Raw genomic sequence first — 17,964 nt, 5'->3', positions numbered from 1 at the left:
CAGGTTATCCACAGGTTCGCGGGGGCTGGTTGCGCCCCCGCGCCCGGTAACCGAACGTGGAACCATGCCCGGTGATCAGCATGGAACCTCCCCTGAACCCGCCGACCCTTCCCACCCCTCCCAGCCCCCGAACTCCCCAGCGAGCCCGCTTCGACTGCGGACCCCGGCGGACCTTCTCGCAGCCCTGCCCTACCTGGTGTCCCAGCCCTTGGACGACGCGGTGGTCGCGCTGGTGGTCGGTGAGGGCCATGTGCTCGGAATCCTCTACGGCGGACTCGACCACCTGGACCACGTCCTCACCCCGGAACGGAGCGGTGGGGCGGCTGTGTCCGCGGCCCTGGCAGCCGACGGCAGTGCGCTCATCGTGGCCGGTTTCGGTCAACCGGAGCGGGTCACTCCGCACATCCACTCCCTCCTCCAGGAGGCCCGTGTCCGAGGGGTCCAGGTCCTGGAGGCGCTCCGGGTGACCGGGGGACGCTACTGGTCCTATCTCTGCCAGGACCTCGGGTGCTGCCCGGACGAAGGGACACGCTTCGACCCGGATATCTCACCGGTCCCGGCCGAGGCGGTCCTGCGCGGGCTGGTCCCGGGAGACCGGGGGCCTTCCGCGCGGATCAGGTTCCTCCTTGACCCCGTGCGCGGAAAGCTGCGGGAGGTGGTGGCCGAGGCGGCGACGGCGGCCGAAGCGGAGGCGTCCGAGGGGGACGGGGTCGAACGTCGGGCCCCCGAGGTACTGGACGCGCTGCGCGAGGAGGGCCGGCGGCGGGTCACTGATCCGCAGACCATGGGGCGACTGGGGGTCCACCTGACCGAATTCCGCGTGCGCGACGCGGTGTGGACCGGGATCACCCCGGAGACCGCACGGCTCCACATGCGCCTATGGTCGAGGCTGGTCCGCCATGTCCCCGAACGCCACCTCCCGGCCCCGGCCGCCCTGCTGGCGGTGGCTGCCTGGCAGCACGACGACCACGACCTGGCCCGGGCCGCCCTGGACCTCGCCCTGACAGTGGACCCGGGCTACGCGATGGCGGTCCTCATGTCCCGGGCGCTGCGGTGGGGACTGCCCGCCGAACGCTGGCGCGGCTTCCTGGCTCAGCGCCTCGACCACCAGAGCGAGGAGGAGGCCGGGGCCGAGGACGAAGCGGACCCCTCCAGACCGCCCCGCACCCCGATCCCGCTGTGCAGTACGACCGGCGCCGCCGCTCCCGGTGCTACCTCGTGCGTGGGGCAAGGAATGCCCTCGCCCTCGGGACCCCACCCGGGCATGAGAGGAAGTGGTGGAGCCTCGGGCCGCGTGGCGAGCGGTAACGCTGCCCCTGACCGATTGGCCGACTGGGCGTGAGCGGGAGCGGTGAGAATTCGGGGACGGAGTGAACGGGGGAGACGACAGGGCCGCGTGGGCGGGGCTGGGCTGGGGTGGGGATCGACGGGACCTGCGCCGTTGCCCGCAGCACGCCTTGCCCCGTTCCACGCCTTGTGCCCGATCCAGGCCCTGCGTTCGTTCCAGGCCCTGTGCCAGGGATGGCGGCGGATTCGTGCCAGACCCCGCGCAGGGGGTGTGCCAGCGCGCGCGGATAACCCTCTGCGCGGTACGGCTCCCGTACCGCGCCTCCCAGGGCGCCGAGCGCGTTCTGGCACCCTTCAGTGAGGGCTCGGGGGCGGGTGGATCCGGCCCGCCATTGACCGCCCCGCCGACACCGCTGACGTGATACCGGATACCGGCCAACGCCGACCCCGCTGGGACGGGATCGTTCACCTGCGCCGGGCCAGTTCGTGCTCGGTGCTGGCCGGGGACCCCCGACCCGGGATGGTGCGGACTCCTGCGGATCGTCACGATTCGGAGTCCCGACAGGTCTGGGCACACGCCCTGACGCCCTAGGCTGGGAGGCATGCCGGAGTACATCTACACCATGCAAAACGTGCGCAAGGCGCACGGCGACAAGGTCGTCCTTGACAACGTTTCGGGGTCGTTCCTGCCCGGAGCCAAGATCGGTGTCGTTGGCCCGAACGGCTCGGGTAAGTCGACGCTGCTGAAGATCATGGCCGGCATCGAGCAGCCGTCCAACGGTGAGGCGCGGCTCATGCCCGGGTTCACCGTGGGTCTGCTCGCTCAGGAACCGCGGCTCGACGAGAGCAAGACAGTCCTGGAGAACGTCGAGGACGGCGTCGCCGAGACCAAGGCGATGCTGAACCGCTTCAACGAGATCGCCGAGCAGATGGCGACGGACTACTCCGACGACCTGCTCGAAGAGATGGGCAAGCTCCAGGAGCAGCTCGACCACCGCAACGCCTGGGATTTGGACAGCCAGCTGGCGCAGGCCATGGACGCCCTGCGCTGCCCGCCCGGAGACGCCTCCGTCACCCAGCTCTCCGGTGGCGAGAAGCGCCGCGTGGCGTTGTGCAAGCTGCTGCTCGAAGCCCCCGACCTGCTGCTGCTCGACGAGCCCACCAACCACCTGGACGCCGAGAGCGTGAACTGGTTGGAGCAGCACCTGTCCAAGTACGCGGGCACCGTCATCGCGATCACACACGACAGGTACTTCCTGGACCACGTGGCCACCTGGATCCTGGAGCTGGACCGCGGCCAGTTCTACCCCTACGAGGGCAACTACAGCACCTACCTCGAGACCAAGCAGGCCCGCCTGAAGGTCGAGGGGCAGAAGGACGTCAAGAAGGCCAAGCGCCTCAAGGACGAGCTGGAGTGGGTCCGCTCCAACGCCAAGGCCCGCCAGACCAAGAGCAAGTCGCGTCTGGCCCGCTACGAGGAGATGGCCGCCGAGGCCGACAAGACCCGCAAGCTGGACTTCGAGGAGATCCAGATCCCGCCGGGTCCGCGCCTGGGCAACACCGTGGTCGAGGTCAAGAACCTCACCAAGGGCTTCGGGGACCGCGTCCTCATCGAGGACCTCAGCTTCTCGCTGCCGCCCAACGGCATCGTCGGCATCATCGGCCCGAACGGTGTCGGTAAGACGACCCTGTTCAAGATGATCGTCGGTGAGGAGAGCCCCGACGAGGGCAAGATCACCGTCGGTGACACCGTCGAGACCTCCTACGTCGACCAGTACCGGGGTCGGATCGACGACTCCAAGAACGTCTGGGAGACCATCTCCGACGGCGAGTCCTTCATCACGGTCGGCAAGGTCGAGATCCCCAGCCGCGCCTACGTCGCCGCCTTCGGCTTCAAGGGCTCGGACCAGCAGAAGTCCTCCGGTGTGCTCTCCGGTGGTGAGCGCAACCGGGTCAACCTGGCGCTCACCCTCAAGCAGGGCGGCAACCTGCTGCTCCTGGACGAGCCCACCAACGACCTGGACGTCGAGACCCTCGGTTCGCTGGAGAACGCCATCCTGGACTTCCCGGGCTGCGCCGTGATCACCTCCCACGACCGGTGGTTCCTGGACCGCGTCGCCACGCACATCCTCGCCTGGGAGGGCGGCTCCTCCTGGTTCTGGTTCGAGGGCAACTTCGAGTCCTACGAGAAGAACAAGGTCGAGCGCCTGGGCCCGGAGGCCGCGCGTCCGCACGCGGTCACCCACCGCAAGCTGACCCGCGACTAGTCACCGGACAGCGGCCAGGCGGTCAGCGAAGCAACCGCCCAGCAGCCAAGCAGCACCGACAGGCCCCGTCGGCCGGATCCGTCCGGTCGGCGGGGCCTTCGCGTTCCTCCGGCGATCTGGTGCCCGCCGGTGTTTCAGGTGCGAAAAACCCTGTACTGACAGGCACTCCCGTCACTATGGTCCTGGCATGACGATTCTGTGTGTGCCCTACCACCTGGACGACCACCTGCCCGCTTTCCGGCTCCCGTTACCCGCGGGGGCGGTGACGGTGCATCCGGATCTGCCGGACGCCGACCGGTGGGTCCGGATGGCGGCACTCCACGAGGAGGTCGCCGACCGCGTGGCCGACCAGGTCTGGGTCGGGCGGGTCCCGACCGTGCTGTCCGGCGACTGCATGGTGGCCCTCGGAACCGCCGCTGGAGTGCAGCGCGCGGGGGTGGATCCGGCCGTCGTCTGGTTCGATGCGCACGGCGACGTCCAGACCATGGAGACCAGCGACTCCGGGTACGAGGGCGGGATCCCGCTGCGTGTGCTCGCGGGCTACCGGCCGGATCCGGCCACCGACCGGCTCGGGCTCCGGGACATCGCGGAGGAACGGCTGCTCCTGGTGGACGGACGCGATCTCGACCCGCCCGAGGAGGAGTACCTGCGCACCTCCGCGATACGGCAGAGCAAGGTCACCGACATCGAACCCGGAACGCTCCCCGAGGGCCCCCTCCTGCTCCACGTGGACCTGGACGTCATCGACGCCGCCGAGGCCCCCGGCCTGCTGTTCCCCACCCACGGCGGCCCCCGGGCCGGCGAGGTGTTCTCAGCTGTCCGCACGATTCTCGACACCGGCAGGGTCGTCGCCCTGAGCGTGGGCTGCACCTGGCGCGCCGACGAGGAACTGGACGCCGACGGAGGTGTCCGCGCCCGCCTGCTCACTGAGCTCCTGGCCAACATTTCCTGAGGGATGCACGATGCACCCGTGCACGAGACCACGGGTGTGACTGAGGCCACCGGAGCTGTCGGGGTTGTCCGGGCTGTCAGGGCCACCGGGGCCTTACGGGTGGCGGCTCAGGGTGACCGAGCCCCGGACCCGACGGGACCGAAGACGGGAAAATCCCTCCGACCCCGTGACTATTCCCTGCCGGACGGCCCAGGAGAGGGACCGTGAACGTGGCATACCCTGGACCCGATGACTTCCGCGCGTGATGACCACCAGGGCGCGGGCGACGAGCCCGTGCAGATGACGTTCTACGAGGCCGTGGGCGGTGAGGAGTTCTTCACCCTCCTGGTCCGCCGTTTCTACGAGGGCGTCGCCGACGACCCCGTGCTGCGGCCCATGTACCCCGAGGAGGACCTGGGCCCCGCCGAGGAGCGCCTGCGTCTGTTCCTCATCCAGTACTGGGGAGGCCCCCGCACCTACAACGAGCAGCGCGGTCACCCGCGCCTGCGCATGCGACACGTGCCGTTCCGCGTCGGCGCGGCCGAGCGCGACCTGTGGCTCAAGCACATGCGCGCCGCGGTGGACTCCCTGGACATGCACGAGGTCCTGGAGCGCCAGCTCTGGGAGTACATGGTCATGGCCGCGCACAGCATGGTGAACGTTCCCGGGGAGGCCACGCCCCCCGCGGTGGCCAAGCCGACCTCGCTGCGCGTGGGCGGCGACGGCAGGGTGAGCCGCGACAGCCGGACGTCGGGAGACGATGACGACGGCGAGGCCGTCACCATCTCCCTGAAGCGCTGACCCCCATGCCCCTCGGGTGCGGGCCCGGGCTCCCCTGGATGCTGTTGGCGAATCCGCAGCGCTGGGGCCCGGAGAAGCGGAGAGGCTGATATGGAGAGGCTTCTCTGCGGCAGGCTCGTGTAGAGGGCATCCGGGGTGGGGGCTGGGTGGGGCCCCACGCAGCCCTCACTCCGGAATTAACCAACAGCATCTCCCTTGTGCCGGGCCCCGCGTCTCCTCAGAGCCGGTGCTCCGGGACGCGGCCCGCGGGGGCAGGGCCCCGCGGGTGTCAGGAGTACTTGTTGAGGAGCGCGCGCTCGGCGTCGTTGAGGCGCCGGGCGCTCTGCGTCGCCACGTCGAAGCCGACCAGGACCGTCTTCGCGCGCAGGTAGACCCGCTGGTCGTCGAGGATCTCGTAGGACATGCTGAAGCTGGCGTTGCGGACCTCGGTCACCCACAGCTCCACGCGCACCGGGTCGGTGCGGGGCAGCAGCGGAGCGACGTAGTCGGCCTCCTGGCGGGCCACCACCGTCGCGCCGAAGGCCTCGGGGCGGCCGTCACCGATCCCGAAGTGCAGGAACCCGACGCGGGCGTCCTCCAGGTAGGTGAGCATCCGGACGTTGTTGACGTGCTGCTGGGGGTCAAGGTCGGCGTAGCGCACCTGGGCCAGGTGTACGTACCGCTGGGGCCCGGCGGTGGTGGGGCTCTCGGCCTCGATCTGTGTCACGTCCTGGATCCTCTCCCGAAGTTCTCCCGGATGTCCTCCCCGGGGTCGGGCGTATCCCTTGGTCACACGCTTGTCGCGACGCACCGGACACGCCTTTGGCATCCTTTGATTGTCTCAAAGGACCCTCCGCGTGACCCCGGTGCAGGGTGTCCGATTCCTGTGTCCTTGCTCTCCCCGGCCCGGGTCCGGGCCGGGGAGAGCTGACGGGCTCGGGTGGGTTAGGAGACCGAGAGCCCCAGGTGGTGGGCGAGGAAGGCGAGCTGCTCCGCGGTCAGGGCGACACTGCGGCTCACCGATCGGGAGCTGTGCCCGACCTCGGCCTCACGCCGGACGAGGATCGGTCGCTCCTGGATCGGCGCCGACGTGGCCTGCTGCATCTCGGCGCACAGCTTGCGGGCGTGCAGCGGGTCCACCCGGGTGTCGTTGTCGAACACCGTGAACAGGGTGGCCGGGTACCGGGTGCCCGCCTGGACGTTGTGGTAGGGGGAGTAGCCCAGTAGCCAGCCCAGCTCCTCGGGCTGCTCGGCGCTGCCGTACTCCACGTTCCACAGCTGTCCCAGCCCGAACCGCTCGTAGCGCACCATGTCCAGCAGCGGGGCCGAGCACACCGCGGCGGTGAACAGCTCCGGCCGCTGGGTGATCATGGTGCCCACCAGCAGGCCGCCGTTGCTGCCGCCCATGATCGCGAGCCGCTCCGGGCTGGTGGTGCCGCTGGAGATCAGGTGCTCGGCGGCCGCGGCGCAGTCGTCGAAGACGTTCTGCTTGTTGGCGAGCATGCCGCCCCGGTGCCATTCCTCGCCCTCTTCCAGGCCGCCGCGCAGGTTCGCGACGGCGTACACACCCCCGGCGCGCACCCACGCCAGGATCGCGGCGGAGTACCCCGGGGTGAGGGAGATCTGGAAGCCCCCGTAGCCGTAAAGGATGGTCGGCCGGGGGCCTTCTGCGGGCGCGGTGGGGGAGACCACCAGCATGCGCACGGTGGTGCCGTCCTTGGACGTGAACGCGACCTGCTCGGTGCGCACGTCGGGCAGGTCGATCTCACCGGGCGGGCTGGCCCACGGCGTCACCTCCCCGCTGCGTGCGTCGTAGTGGTACACGGACGAGGGGTGGGTGTTGTCGGTGTAGCCGAACCACGCCTCGTGGCCGCCCTCGGGCCGGCTGCTCAGCCCGCCGAGGCTGCCCAGGCCCGGCATCGGCAGGGTGCCCAGGCGCGCGCCAGACCCGGGGTCGTGGCGGCTGATCTCGCTGATCGCGTGCCTGCTCCAGACCAGGAGCAGCTCGGGGGAGTCGAGCTCCGCCCCGTCCAGCAGCGTGTGGCCCTCCAAGACCGCCTCGGGGTCCTCGGCGACCAAGGTGGTCCAGTTCTCGTACCCGGGGGCGGTCGGGTCGGTGACGCACAGGCGCCCGCGCGGGGCCCCGCGGTCGGTGAACAGGTACAGACGGCCGTCCCGGCCCACGTGGAGGCTCAGGTCGGAGTCCACACCGTCCTGGACGGTGACCAGGCGGGGGCTCTCCAGCGGCCCCTCCTCGAGGTCGGCGATCCAGGCGTTGGTCGCCGAGGACGTGCCCTTGACGGAGGTCAGGGTGAGCCAGCGGCCGTTCTCGCTGACGCTCACCCCGTAGTACTCGGTCTTGACGCGGCCCTGGCCGAAGATGAGCGCGTCCTGGTCGTCGGGGGTGCCCAGCTGGTGCAGGTAGACCCTGCGGTGGTAGGACTCCTCACCGTCGGGGACCTGGTCGGCGGGCAGGCGGCGCACGTAGTAGAAGGCCGAGCCGTCGGGCAGCCATGCCACAGGGCTGTACCGGGTGCGGTCGATGGGGCCGTCCACGAGCTCGCCCGAGTCCACGTCGATGACGCGCAGGCGGGACTCCTCGTCGCCGCCCTCAGAGAGCTGGTAGGCGAGCAGGCGCCCGTCCGGCGAGGGTCGCCAGGCGTCCAGCGTGGTCAGGCCGGAGGGGTCGAGCGCCCCGGGATCGACCAGGACGCGCTCGGCCCCGGCACCGTCCTGGACGTGCAGCACCGCGTGCTCCTGGCCGGGGGCGCGACGGGTGACGAAACGGCGCTCACCGCGCCAGACCGGTACTCCGACGTGTCCGGCGCCCATGAGCGAGCGCACCTGGTCGGCGAACCAACCATGGGTCTCGTAGTCGGCGGACAGCTGGTTGTACAGGCCGTCCTGGGCGGAGGACCACTCCTTGGTCTCCGTCGAGTCGGCGTCCTCCAGCCACCGGTAGGGGTCACGGACGGTGTGGCCGTGCAGGGTCTCTTGGATGTCCAGCCGCGTGGCCGGGGGATAGCGGAGTTCGCGCATACTTCGCACCCTATCCACCGTTATCTCACTGTGTGTGTTCGGCGCGGCGAGAGCATGAATCCGGGTTTGCCGGACGCACAATGGGTTCCAGAAAGCGACAACGTGTGTTTTCTGGGTAGCCCGACGGAAATTGGGGTGGCGCCGGAGCGGTCCGAGCAAGCAAACTGAATGCGGGACGCAACTCGGCGGGAACCACCGGGAGGTCCGTGTGGCAAGGCGTACGGAGACACCGATCCTCGGGTCGGTGCACAGGGAGGTTTCCTGGCTGGCCGAACGGCTGGCTGGGGAAGAGACATGGCGGGCGAACACAGCCGCCGGGGCGACGCGATGAGCGCCCGACGCAGCCGGGAGGGTGGTCCAGGCACCGCCCGCCGACACGTGCTGCTGCTCAACGCCAGCTTTGAACCACTGACGACACTGCCCCTGCGCAGAGCCATTCTGCTCGTTCTGCGGGAAAAGGCGGAAGTCGTTCACGATGACGGCGCGGGGGCGGTGCTGCACTCGGCGACACGTTCCTATGACGTGCCGTCGGTGATCAGGCTCAGGCGCTACATCAGCGTCCCGTACAGCCGAAGAGTGCCCCTCACCCGGGTGGCGCTCATGCGGCGGGACCGGCACACCTGCGGTTACTGCGGGAAGAAGGCCGAGACGATCGACCACGTCGTCCCGCGCAGCCGCGGCGGTGCCCACGTGTGGGAGAACGTGGTCGCGGCCTGCAAGCCGTGCAACCACCGGAAGGCGGACAAGTTCCTGGACGAGATCGGCTGGGAGCTGCACATCACCCCCAAGGTGCCCAAAGGCCCCCACTGGCGGTTGATCAACGGTGACCTGCACGGCGACCCCCAGTGGGAGCCGTACATGGCGCACCTGGCCGCATAGCGGCAGCGGGGGCCGGGACAAACCCCAGGGCGTCCCACCCGGCCCGGACCACGCCCCCGGGGAGCCGACCCCCTCGGCTCCCCGGGGGCGTCCCCTTGCCCGGAAACAGAGTGCGTCCCCTTGCCCGAGACGGAGTCCGGGCTGGAGCCGGACCACGGCGCGCCCCTATCCTTGAGACATGCCCAGATACGACTTCCGCTGCCGCGAGTGCGACGACACCTTCGAGCTCTCCCGGCCCATGGCCGAGTCCGACACTCCCGCCGATTGCCCCCAAGGGCACGACGACACCGTTCGGCTGCTGTCCACCGTCGCGGTGGGCGGACGCGCCGCCGCCCCCGCGCCCTCCGGTGGCGGAGGCTGCTGCGGGGGCGGCTGCTGCGGCTGAGGACCAGCCCTGCCTACTTCTCGATCTGGCTGACGTCGCGCGCCGCGCCGGTCGAGGCCGAGGTGGCCATCGCCGCGTAGGCGCGCAGCGCGGCGGTCACCGGGCGCTTGCGGTCGCGCGGCTGGAACCGGCCCAGCTCCTTGAGCAGTCGCTCACGGCGGGTGTTCAGCTCCTCCTCGGCGACCTCCAGCACGATGCCCCGGTTCGGGATGTCGATGCTGATGGTGTCGCCGTCCTCGACCAGGGCGATGTCGCCGCCCGCGGCCGCCTCGGGGGAGGCGTGGCCGATGGACAGCCCGGAGGTGCCGCCGGAGAAGCGGCCGTCGGTGATCAGGGCGCAGGCCTTGCCCAGACCGCGGCCCTTGAGGAAGCTCGTCGGGTAGAGCATCTCCTGCATGCCGGGGCCGCCCTTGGGGCCCTCGTAGCGGATGACCACCACGTCACCGGGCTCGATCTGCTTGTTGAGGATGCCGTCCACGGCGTCGTCCTGCGACTCGAACACCTTGGCGGGCCCGGAGAAGGTCCACAGCTCCTCCTCCACACCGGCGGTCTTGACGATCGCGCCGTCCGGGGCGAGGTTGCCGAACAGCACGGCCAGGCCGCCGTCCTTGGTGTACGCGTGCTCGACCGAACGGATGCAGCCCTTCTCCCGGTCGGCGTCCAGGGTGTCCCAGCGCACGCTCTGCGAGTAGGCCTTGGTGGTGCGCACACCGCCGGGGGCCGCGTGGAAGAGCTCCACAGCCTCGGGCAGCACCGTGTCCGAGGTGATGTCCCACTCGCCGATGAACTCGCCGATGGTTTTTCCGTGCACGGTGGGAAGCGAGGTGTCGAGCAGGCCGCCGCGGGCCAGTTCGCCCAGGATGGCGGGGATGCCGCCGGCCCGGTGCACGTCCTCGATGTGGTACTTCTCGGTGTTCGGCGCGACCTTGCACAGGCACGGGACGCGGCGGGAGACCTCGTCGATCTCGGGCAGCCCGAAGTCCACACCGGCCTCGGTAGCGGTGGCCAGCAGGTGCAGGATCGTGTTGGTGGAACCGCCCATGGCCACGTCCAGGGCCATGGCGTTGCCGAAGGCGGCCGGGGTGGCGATGGACAGCGGCAGCACCGAGTCGTCGTCATCCTGGTAGTAGCGCTTGGCGGCCTCCACGACCAGGCGCCCGGCGTCCTCGTAGAGGGCCCTACGGGCGGTGTGGGTGGCCAGGACCGTGCCGTTGCCGGGCAGGGCCAGTCCCAGGGCCTCGGTGAGGCAGTTCATCGAGTTGGCGGTGAACATGCCCGAGCAGGAACCACAGGTCGGGCAGGCGTTCTCCTCCATCTCGTCGAGTTCGGCCTGGGAGACGCTCTCGTCGGCCGCGGCGATCATGGGGTTGATCAGGTCGAGCTTGCGGACCGTGGTGGCGGTGCCTTCGACCACCGTGACCTTCCCGGCCTCCATGGGGCCGCCTGAGACGAACACGGTGGGGATGTTGAGGCGCATCGCCGCGAGCAGCATGCCCGGGGTGATCTTGTCGCAGTTGGACACGCACACCAGGGCGTCGGCGCAGTGGGCGTTGACCATGTACTCGAGTGAGTCGGCGATGAGTTCACGGCTGGGCAGCGAGTACAGCATGCCGCCGTGGCCCATCGCGATGCCGTCGTCGACGGCGATGGAGTTGAACTCGCGGGGCACGCCACCGGCCTGGCGGATGGCGTTCGCGACGACCTCGGCGACCTCGCGCAGGTGCACGTGTCCGGGCACGAACTCCGTAAAGCTGTTGGCCACGGCCACGATGGGCTTGCCGAAGTCCTCGCGCTCTACGCCGGTGGCGCGCATGAGAGCGCGCGCGCCTGCCATGTTCCTGCCGTGGGTGACCGTGCGTGAGCGTAGGGCGGGCATGGGGTGGACTCCCATCGTTACGGGTGTTTCCCCTTGATGGTAGTCCCCCTGGCGAACCGCTTCGGTCTCGCCCCGGGAGACAGCCGTTTCGAATGTTGAGATTTGTGGAGGTGGGGGACTCATCGCGCGGGGAGGTCGGGTGCGGTTTCGGGCCTGGACGGACATACGTAAGGCCCGGAGGCCACGGCGGTGTGGCTGGTTCCGGGCCCGAGTGCGGCAGGGGCGGTGAACGGGGTGGCGCGTCAGTAACGGGGTGGCAGGGCCTTCTTCGCCGCCTGGTAGATCTCCTCGATCTCGGTCTCGCTCAGCCGGTCGCGCCCACTGCGCAACCACTTGCGGACCTTGGTTCCGGTGATGATGTCCACGCCACGAAGCCGGTGGCTGTCCCAGGGCATGCCCGGGCCGTAGATGGCCAGGGAGGCGCGCACCGAGATCTCACGGCCGAGCTCCTCGCTGATGAGCTCCTCCGCGCGCTTGGCCTCCTCCAGGGCCTCGTCGATCCGCTCGTTCTTGCTGAACCGACCGTGGTACAGCTTCTCCAGCTTGTTGCGCAGCGGGAGACGCTTGTCCCAGGACTCCGAGTCGATGGCGAATGCGCCCCGCCGACCCACGATGAAGTGGTCGATCTGGCCGTTGCCACCGGGTACGGCGCGTGCGTGAAGCACGCGGTAACCGAGCTGCTTCATGAGCTTGAGCTGGGCCTCGGTGCGCCGCTGCGCGGCCGAGGGCTTGCGCCAGCGGGGGATCTCCGACTCACGCCGGGCGTTCCACACCATCACCGAGACAAGGGTGATGAGTCCGAAGGTGACACCGACCCTCCAGTCCCCGGTGAGCATGCCGAAGGCTCCCGCGGCAGCCGCCGCGGCCACGCTCCGGATGGTCCACCTGCGCGCGGCGTCGTTGGATTTCAGGGCTCCGTAGAGGGCCCTGCCGCCTGACGTGCTGGAGTCCTTGCGCTGGTTGGGGAAGAAGAGGGCCTCGGGCCGTTCGGGCTCCGACCCGTCGGACGATGGGCTACGACCGTTCACTCTGGTTGCCGATTCCACGACGGACAGGTTAGTTCCATCCATATCTGAGTCCTAGTGCATTACTTCTCACACTTTTCTTCCCTTGTGTTCTTGCGTCCATACGTGTTTGGGGCGCGAGAACGGGGAAGGATTGCCTTTTCGTCGTCTCTCTAGAGAGGTCCCGCCTCACCGCCGTGGTGCCCGTTGCCCTACCCGGTTAATCTCAGGTGGCATGACCCGGATTCATGATCTCCCCGCGCACCGCCTCGCGACGCTGATCCGCAGTCGTGAACTGTCACCTGTTGAGGTTGCTGAGCACTATCTCGAGCGAATTCGGAGGCTGGACGCACGTTACGGTGCCTACATTACGGTCGTTGAGGAAAGTGCTCTGGAGCAGGCCCGAAACGCGCAGAAGCGTACGATGAGCGACACGCCGGACCAACTGCCTCCCCTCCTCGGCGTCCCACTGCCCATCAAGGACCTGGACACCCTTGCCGGGGTCCGTGTCACTTTCGGCTCACGTGTCTACTCCGACCTCGTGGCCCCCGCCGACTCCGCCATGGTCGCCCAGCTGCGCGAAGCGGGCGCCGTCTTCCTCGGCAAAACCAACACCCCCGAATTCGGGGCGACCTGTTACACCGAGAACGACATCGCACCGCCCAGCCGCAACCCCTGGGACACCACCCGCTCCCCGGGCGGCTCCAGCGGAGGTGCCGCGGCCGCGGTCGCCGCCGGACTCGCCCCCGCGGCCCAGGCCAGCGACGGCGGCGGATCCATCCGCATCCCTGCCAGCGTGTGCGGCCTCTTCGGACTCAAACCCACGCGGGGCCGTATCTCCGGCGGCCCCGACCGCGCCGACCTCAACGGCCTGTCCACCGCCGGCCCCATCACCCGCTCGGTCCTGGACGCCGCCCTGATGCTGGACGCCATGGCGGTCAACCTGCCCGGCGACCTCTACACCGCTCCGCCGCTGCCGCCCGGCCAGACCTTCGCCGACCACGCCCGCCGCGAACCCGGGAAGCTGCACATCGGCCGCTACGCCGACACCGGCTCCACCGGCATCGCGGTCCACCCCGACGTCCTCGCCGCCTACGAGGAGGCCACCCAGCTGCTCCTGGACCTGGGCCACGAGGTCGAGGAGATCGATAACCCCGGCGAGACCGCCTTCGGCGGCGCCTTCGCCGACGACTTCCAGCACCTGTGGTCGGCCGTCGCCTCCGCCACACCCATCGACCCGGCCCGCGAGGGCGAACTGACCCCGATCTACCAGTGGCTGCGCGAACGGGCCCGCACCACCCCGGTCCCCGCCTACGTGGGCGCCAGCGCCCGCCTCCAGCGCGGCACCCGCGCCATGCTGACGGCCACGGCCCGCTTCGACGCCGTGCTCAGCCCCACCCTGGCCCAGCCCCCGGCCGAGATCGGCCACTTCAACTCGTGCGGCCCGGAGGAGGAGTTCCGGCGCATGACCGAGTTCACCCCGTTCACCTCGCTCTACAACGTCTCCGGACAACCCTCCGTCAACGTCCCGCTGCACTGGTCGCCGAGCGGACTCCCGATCGGCACGATGCTCACCGGTCGGATGGGCGGCGAGGGGACTCTGCTGTCGTTGTCGGCCCAGTTGGAGCGGGCCCAGCCGTGGGCGCACCGGGTTCCGGCCGGTTGGGAGGACTGACCGGAGCGGGACCGGTGGCGGTTCCCTCGAGGGCGGCGCCAGCGGTCCCGAGGGCCGTGTTCTCCACCGTGGGCATCGTGTTGGCCGCAGCGGCGGAGGGATCGGTGCCCGCACCGGCAGCGGCGGGCCCGTTGGTACGGGGCAGGAACAGGCTCAGTACCGCGGCCATCAGCACCAGCCCGGCGGCACCGAGCGCACCACCCGCGATCCCGTTGGTGTCCACCAGAGCGCCGGTCAGCGGACCGGCCACCGCGGCGCCGGTGCTCATCGCCGTGGCCATCCAGCCGAACGCCTCGGCCCTGCGGTGGGCGGGGGCGGTGTCGCCCAGACGGCCCATCACCGCCGCCAGGGTGGGCGCCAACGCCAGCCCCGAGACGAAGAGCAGCGGGGTGATCAGCAGCGGGGTGGGCAGATGGCTGACTGGCGGTAGGAACGGGACCAGCACCGCGATGCCCAGGGCGGCCCCGAAGGCTCGCAACGGCACCCGGGGGGTGCCCTTGAGCGAGCCGGCGACAGCACCGCCCACCAGCGACCCCAGCGCCCAGATCGAGGCCAGCACCATCACGTAGTGCGGCGCGTTCAGCTCGTTGGCCCAGGCGACGATCACCAGGTCCATACCGACCACACCGGAGACGATCATCATGCACATCGCGAAGACCAGGCACAGCGCGGGGTGGAACAGCAGGCTGCGGCGGGGGCGGGAGGGGACGGCGCCGGTCCCTTCTTCCGAGGCTCCGCAGACCTGATCGGGCTCGGCCGGGGCCGGATCGGTCACCCCCGCACGGCGCAGCGACAACGCGAACCCCACCGCACCCATCAGCCCCAGAACCCCCAGCAGCAAAAGCGCCCAGCGCGGTCCGGCCAGCGCCACGACACCGGCGGTCAGGATCGGGGAGAAGACGAAGAGCAGCTCCTGGGTGGTGGCCTCGGCCGCGTAGATGGCCTGCCGCTCCGAACCCGTGGTCAGCCGCGGCCACAGCGCACGCACGATCTGATTGGCCGGGGTACCGAAAAGCCCGGTACCCAGGGCCAGCGGGATCGACACCCACCACAGCGACGCGGGCAGCAACGCCAGCGCCGTCAGCCCGACGGTGAACACCACGCCGCACACCAGCACCAACCGGTCGCTGTTGCCCCGGTCGGCCATGCGCCCGCGCAACGGACCGACCAGCGCCATCCCCAGCGTGAAGGCGCCCGCCACCAGGCCCGCCAGGGTGTAGGAACCCGTCCAGCCCTGGACGAGGAAGGTGACCGCGATCATCAGTCCCGGGGTGTAGAACCTGGCAGCGAGAGACCAGGTCAACAGGGACAGGACGTGGGGCACGGCGAAGAGCCGCCGGTAGTTCGCGAGCACGCCTCTGATTATGCAGTTCGCGCAGGTTTTGCGCGAAGGGATAAGCGGGCTGTACGGCCGGGGCGTGTGGGGATACCGGAAAGTCAGGGGAAACAAGAGGTCGAGAGAGGCCGCTCGAAGGGCCTCGGAAGCATCTTCTCCCCCCACGCCGGGCCGACCTCCGGTGTACGCGCGTTCCTGTGGGGCATGATCGGTTTCTGTGAGGGACGTTCAGCTGGCCCGGGCGGCCGAGCAGTACGGGGTCGCGACCACATACGAGGACTGGCGGGGACGACAGGTACCCGTCAGCCCGGACACGATCCGCCATGTTCTGTCCGCGTTGGGGGTGGATCCCAAGAACCCGGCACAAGTGTCGGGGCGCGGACCGCTGCCACCGGCGGTGGTGGTCCGCGAGGGCAAGGCACCGGACCTGGTGCTGCCCGAAGGCGCACGCAGCACCGTGGAGACCGCGGACGGCTCACTGCTGCCGTTCGACCCCGGCCTGCCACTGGGCGTGCACACCCTGAGGGTGACCGACAACGGGGCCGAACACGACGCCCCGCTCCTGGTGGTCCCCGACCGGATCGAGCCCAGCGCACTGCGCGAGAACCCGCGCCTGTGGGGGCTGATGGCGCAGATCTACAGCGTGCGCTCCCGTGCCTCCTGGGGCACCGGCGATCTGCGCGACCTCTCCGAACTCGCGGACTGGAGCGCCCGCGACCTCGGCGCCGACTTCACCCTGATCAACCCGGTGCACGCCACCGAACCCCTGCCCCCCGTCGAGCCCTCTCCGTACCTGCCGGTCAGCCGCCGCTACGCGAGCCCGCTCTACATCCGGGTGGAGGACGTGCCCGAGTACGCGCGGCTCGACCCGGCCCAGCGCGAAGGGATCCAGCGCCTGGCCCGGCCACTGCGCGAACGCGGCCGCACCGCCGACCTCCTGGACCGCGACGCCGTCTGGGAGGCCAAACGCACCGCCCTGGAGATTCTCTTCCAGGTGCCCCGCGCCCCGGGCCGTGAGGCGGCCCTGCGGCGCTACCAGGAAGGCGAGGGCCAACCCCTGGTCGAGTTCGCCACCTGGTCCGCGCTGGCGGAGGTGCACGGCTCGGACTTTCGCACCTGGCCCGCGCGGCTGCGCGACGTCAGCGCGCTCGCGGTGGGCCAGGAGGCGCTGAACCTGTGGCCGCGCGTGGAGTTCCACCGCTGGCTCCAGTGGATCCTGGACGAACAGCTCGCCCAGGCCCAGGAGAGCGCTCTCAACAGCGGTATGAGTGTCGGCATCGTGCACGACCTGGCCATCGGAGTGCAGGCGGGCGGCGCGGACGCCTGGATGTACGGTGACGCACTCGTGCCCGGTCTGCACGTGGGGGCCCCGCCGGACGAGTTCAACCAGGTCGGGCAGGACTGGGGCCAGCCGCCCTGGAACCCGACCCGCCTGGCCCAGCTCGGCTACGGTCCGCTCCACCAGATCCTGTCCCAGAGCCTGCGCCATGCGGGCGGCCTGCGGATGGACCACGTCATGGGCATGTTCCGGCTGTGGTGCGTCCCCGAGGGCGCCAGCGCCGACCAGGGCACCTATCTGCGCTTCGACCACGAGGGCATGGTGGGCACCCTGGCGCTGGCGGCCCACCACGCCGACGCGGTGATCGTCGGGGAGGACCTGGGGACCGTTGAACCGTGGGTCCGTGAGCACCTCGCCGACCGGGGGATCTTCGGTACCTCCGTGCTGTGGTTCGAGAACGACGCGGAGGGCGACCCGCTCACCCCGGACCAGTGGCGCCGGGACTGCCTGGCCACCGTGGCCACACATGACCTGCCACCGGTGGCGTCGTACCTGTCCGCCGAGCACGTCGAACTACGCGACCGCCTGGGCCTGCTCAACCGCCCGGTGGCGGAGGAACTGGCCGACTCCGAGGCCAGAGTGGCCCAGTGGTGCGCACTGTTGGTGTACCTGGGACTACTGGAGGAGGACGCCGACCCGGTGGGCGACCCGGCCGCCGTGGTCGCCGCGATGCACGCCTACCTGGCGGCCACCCCGGCCCGGATGCTGGGGGTGGCGCTCACCGATGTGGTGGGGGAGCGGCGCATGCAGAACCAGCCGGGTACCAGCACCGAGTACCCGAACTGGCGGATCCCGCTCACCAGCAGCGAGGGCGAACCGGTCCTGGTGGACGAACTCCTGGCCGACCCGAGGATGGTCGCCCGGATTCGCCGTACCCTGGGCCCGATCGGAGGCCAGAGCCGGAACATGTGAGAGCGCTCTCCGGGTTCCCAGGGCCGCCGGGAAGGGGCGGTCCTCTTCTCTGGGGATGATCTTGCTACCAGGAGCAAGTTCGGCGCCGAACTTGCTCCTGGTAGCAAGATCATCGGGGGTTTGGGGTTTTCGAAGGCCCGGTGGATGGCGGCCAGTATGTCGGGCGCAGTGGAACGGCCCCGGGGAGTGTTCTCCCCGGGGCCGTGCGGCTCCGTGCGGTCAGCTCAGCCGGTCACCTCAGCCCGTGGGCCGAC

Annotated in this window: 13 protein-coding genes; 8 read left to right on the top strand and 5 right to left on the bottom strand. The window is 70.0% G+C overall.

The window, feature by feature from the left end; genetic code table 11:
- Window positions 1–64: 64 nt before the first annotated feature.
- From D457_RS33360 to D457_RS0125515, 4 genes are all read left to right on the top strand, one after another.
- Window positions 65–1,342, top strand: coding sequence for a DUF4192 domain-containing protein (locus D457_RS33360; RefSeq protein WP_017583520.1), 1,278 nt, complete (start codon window positions 65–67; stop codon window positions 1,340–1,342).
- A 547-nt stretch (window positions 1,343–1,889) separates the two neighbouring features.
- A complete protein-coding gene (gene ettA / locus D457_RS0125525; RefSeq protein WP_017583519.1) occupies window positions 1,890–3,554 on the top strand; it encodes an energy-dependent translational throttle protein EttA in 1,665 nt (554 codons plus the stop codon).
- Window positions 3,555–3,741: 187 nt separating this feature from the next.
- The gene (locus D457_RS0125520) at window positions 3,742–4,506 is read left to right on the top strand and encodes an arginase family protein (protein WP_039831904.1); all 765 of its coding nucleotides are present in this window, start codon (window positions 3,742–3,744) and stop codon (window positions 4,504–4,506) included.
- Between the two features lie 228 nt (window positions 4,507–4,734).
- On the top strand, window positions 4,735–5,286 hold the full coding sequence (locus D457_RS0125515; protein ID WP_017583517.1) for a globin: 552 nt from the start codon (window positions 4,735–4,737) through the stop codon (window positions 5,284–5,286).
- 268 nt (window positions 5,287–5,554) lie between these two features.
- Here the strand turns inward: D457_RS0125515 and D457_RS0125510 are convergent, their stop codons facing one another.
- Both D457_RS0125510 and D457_RS0125505 read right to left on the bottom strand, forming a co-directional pair.
- Entirely contained in the window at window positions 5,555–5,992 is a 438-nt protein-coding gene (locus D457_RS0125510; protein ID WP_017583516.1) for a thioesterase family protein, read from the bottom strand.
- 218 nt (window positions 5,993–6,210) lie between these two features.
- Complete coding sequence (locus D457_RS0125505) at window positions 6,211–8,304, bottom strand: prolyl oligopeptidase family serine peptidase (RefSeq protein WP_017583515.1); 2,094 nt, start codon at window positions 8,302–8,304, stop codon at window positions 6,211–6,213.
- 378 nt (window positions 8,305–8,682) lie between these two features.
- Here D457_RS0125505 and D457_RS0125500 point away from each other — a divergent pair, with 378 nt between their 5' ends.
- Together D457_RS0125500 and D457_RS0125495 are read left to right on the top strand one after the other, a co-directional pair.
- Window positions 8,683–9,183 carry an HNH endonuclease gene (locus D457_RS0125500; RefSeq protein ID WP_017584743.1) on the top strand — a complete coding sequence of 167 codons (501 nt, stop codon included), beginning with the start codon at window positions 8,683–8,685 and terminating at the stop codon, window positions 9,181–9,183.
- 178 nt (window positions 9,184–9,361) lie between these two features.
- On the top strand, window positions 9,362–9,568 hold the full coding sequence (locus D457_RS0125495; RefSeq protein WP_026117025.1) for an FmdB family zinc ribbon protein: 207 nt from the start codon (window positions 9,362–9,364) through the stop codon (window positions 9,566–9,568).
- Between the two features lie 13 nt (window positions 9,569–9,581).
- Here D457_RS0125495 and ilvD read toward each other — a convergent pair whose 3' ends face one another.
- The gene (gene ilvD, locus D457_RS0125490; protein ID WP_083926861.1) at window positions 9,582–11,444 is read right to left on the bottom strand and encodes a dihydroxy-acid dehydratase; all 1,863 of its coding nucleotides are present in this window, start codon (window positions 11,442–11,444) and stop codon (window positions 9,582–9,584) included.
- A 242-nt stretch (window positions 11,445–11,686) separates the two neighbouring features.
- Window positions 11,687–12,472 carry a nuclease-related domain-containing protein gene (locus D457_RS0125485; RefSeq protein ID WP_017583512.1) on the bottom strand — a complete coding sequence of 262 codons (786 nt, stop codon included), beginning with the start codon at window positions 12,470–12,472 and terminating at the stop codon, window positions 11,687–11,689.
- Between the two features lie 211 nt (window positions 12,473–12,683).
- Here D457_RS0125485 and D457_RS0125480 point away from each other — a divergent pair, with 211 nt between their 5' ends.
- On the top strand, window positions 12,684–14,123 hold the full coding sequence (locus D457_RS0125480; RefSeq protein ID WP_026117024.1) for an amidase: 1,440 nt from the start codon (window positions 12,684–12,686) through the stop codon (window positions 14,121–14,123).
- On the opposite strand, the gene D457_RS35085 is transcribed toward D457_RS0125480, so the two are convergent.
- Entirely contained in the window at window positions 14,020–15,477 is a 1,458-nt protein-coding gene (locus tag D457_RS35085; protein ID WP_083926860.1) for an MFS transporter, read from the bottom strand. The two genes, D457_RS0125480 and D457_RS35085, sit on opposite strands and share 104 nt — an antisense overlap.
- A gap of 199 nt (window positions 15,478–15,676) precedes the next feature.
- Here D457_RS35085 and malQ point away from each other — a divergent pair, with 199 nt between their 5' ends.
- On the top strand, window positions 15,677–17,710 hold the full coding sequence (malQ, locus tag D457_RS0125465; RefSeq protein WP_017583507.1) for a 4-alpha-glucanotransferase: 2,034 nt from the start codon (window positions 15,677–15,679) through the stop codon (window positions 17,708–17,710).
- Window positions 17,711–17,964: the final 254 nt, after the last annotated feature.

It is taken from the genome of Nocardiopsis valliformis DSM 45023 (assembly GCF_000340985.1).
GTDB classification, from domain to species: Bacteria; Actinomycetota; Actinomycetes; order Streptosporangiales; family Streptosporangiaceae; genus Nocardiopsis; species Nocardiopsis exhalans.
Note: the sequence above shows the minus strand (reverse complement) of the source record. Positions and strands in the feature narration are given on the sequence as shown.

What these genes read in the sequence shown, in the direction of transcription:
- D457_RS0125520 (WP_039831904.1), top strand. Translation starts at nt 3,742, where the DNA reads ATGACGATTCTGTGTGTGCCCTACCACCTGGACGACCACCTGCCCGCT.
- ilvD (WP_083926861.1), bottom strand. Translation starts at nt 11,444, where the DNA reads ATGCCCGCCCTACGCTCACGCACGGTCACCCACGGCAGGAACATGGCA.
- D457_RS0125515 (WP_017583517.1), top strand. Translation starts at nt 4,735, where the DNA reads ATGACTTCCGCGCGTGATGACCACCAGGGCGCGGGCGACGAGCCCGTG.
- D457_RS33360 (WP_017583520.1), top strand. Translation starts at nt 65, where the DNA reads ATGCCCGGTGATCAGCATGGAACCTCCCCTGAACCCGCCGACCCTTCC.
- D457_RS0125480 (WP_026117024.1), top strand. Translation starts at nt 12,684, where the DNA reads ATGACCCGGATTCATGATCTCCCCGCGCACCGCCTCGCGACGCTGATC.
- D457_RS0125505 (WP_017583515.1), bottom strand. Translation starts at nt 8,304, where the DNA reads ATGCGCGAACTCCGCTATCCCCCGGCCACGCGGCTGGACATCCAAGAG.
- D457_RS0125495 (WP_026117025.1), top strand. Translation starts at nt 9,362, where the DNA reads ATGCCCAGATACGACTTCCGCTGCCGCGAGTGCGACGACACCTTCGAG.
- ettA (WP_017583519.1), top strand. Translation starts at nt 1,890, where the DNA reads ATGCCGGAGTACATCTACACCATGCAAAACGTGCGCAAGGCGCACGGC.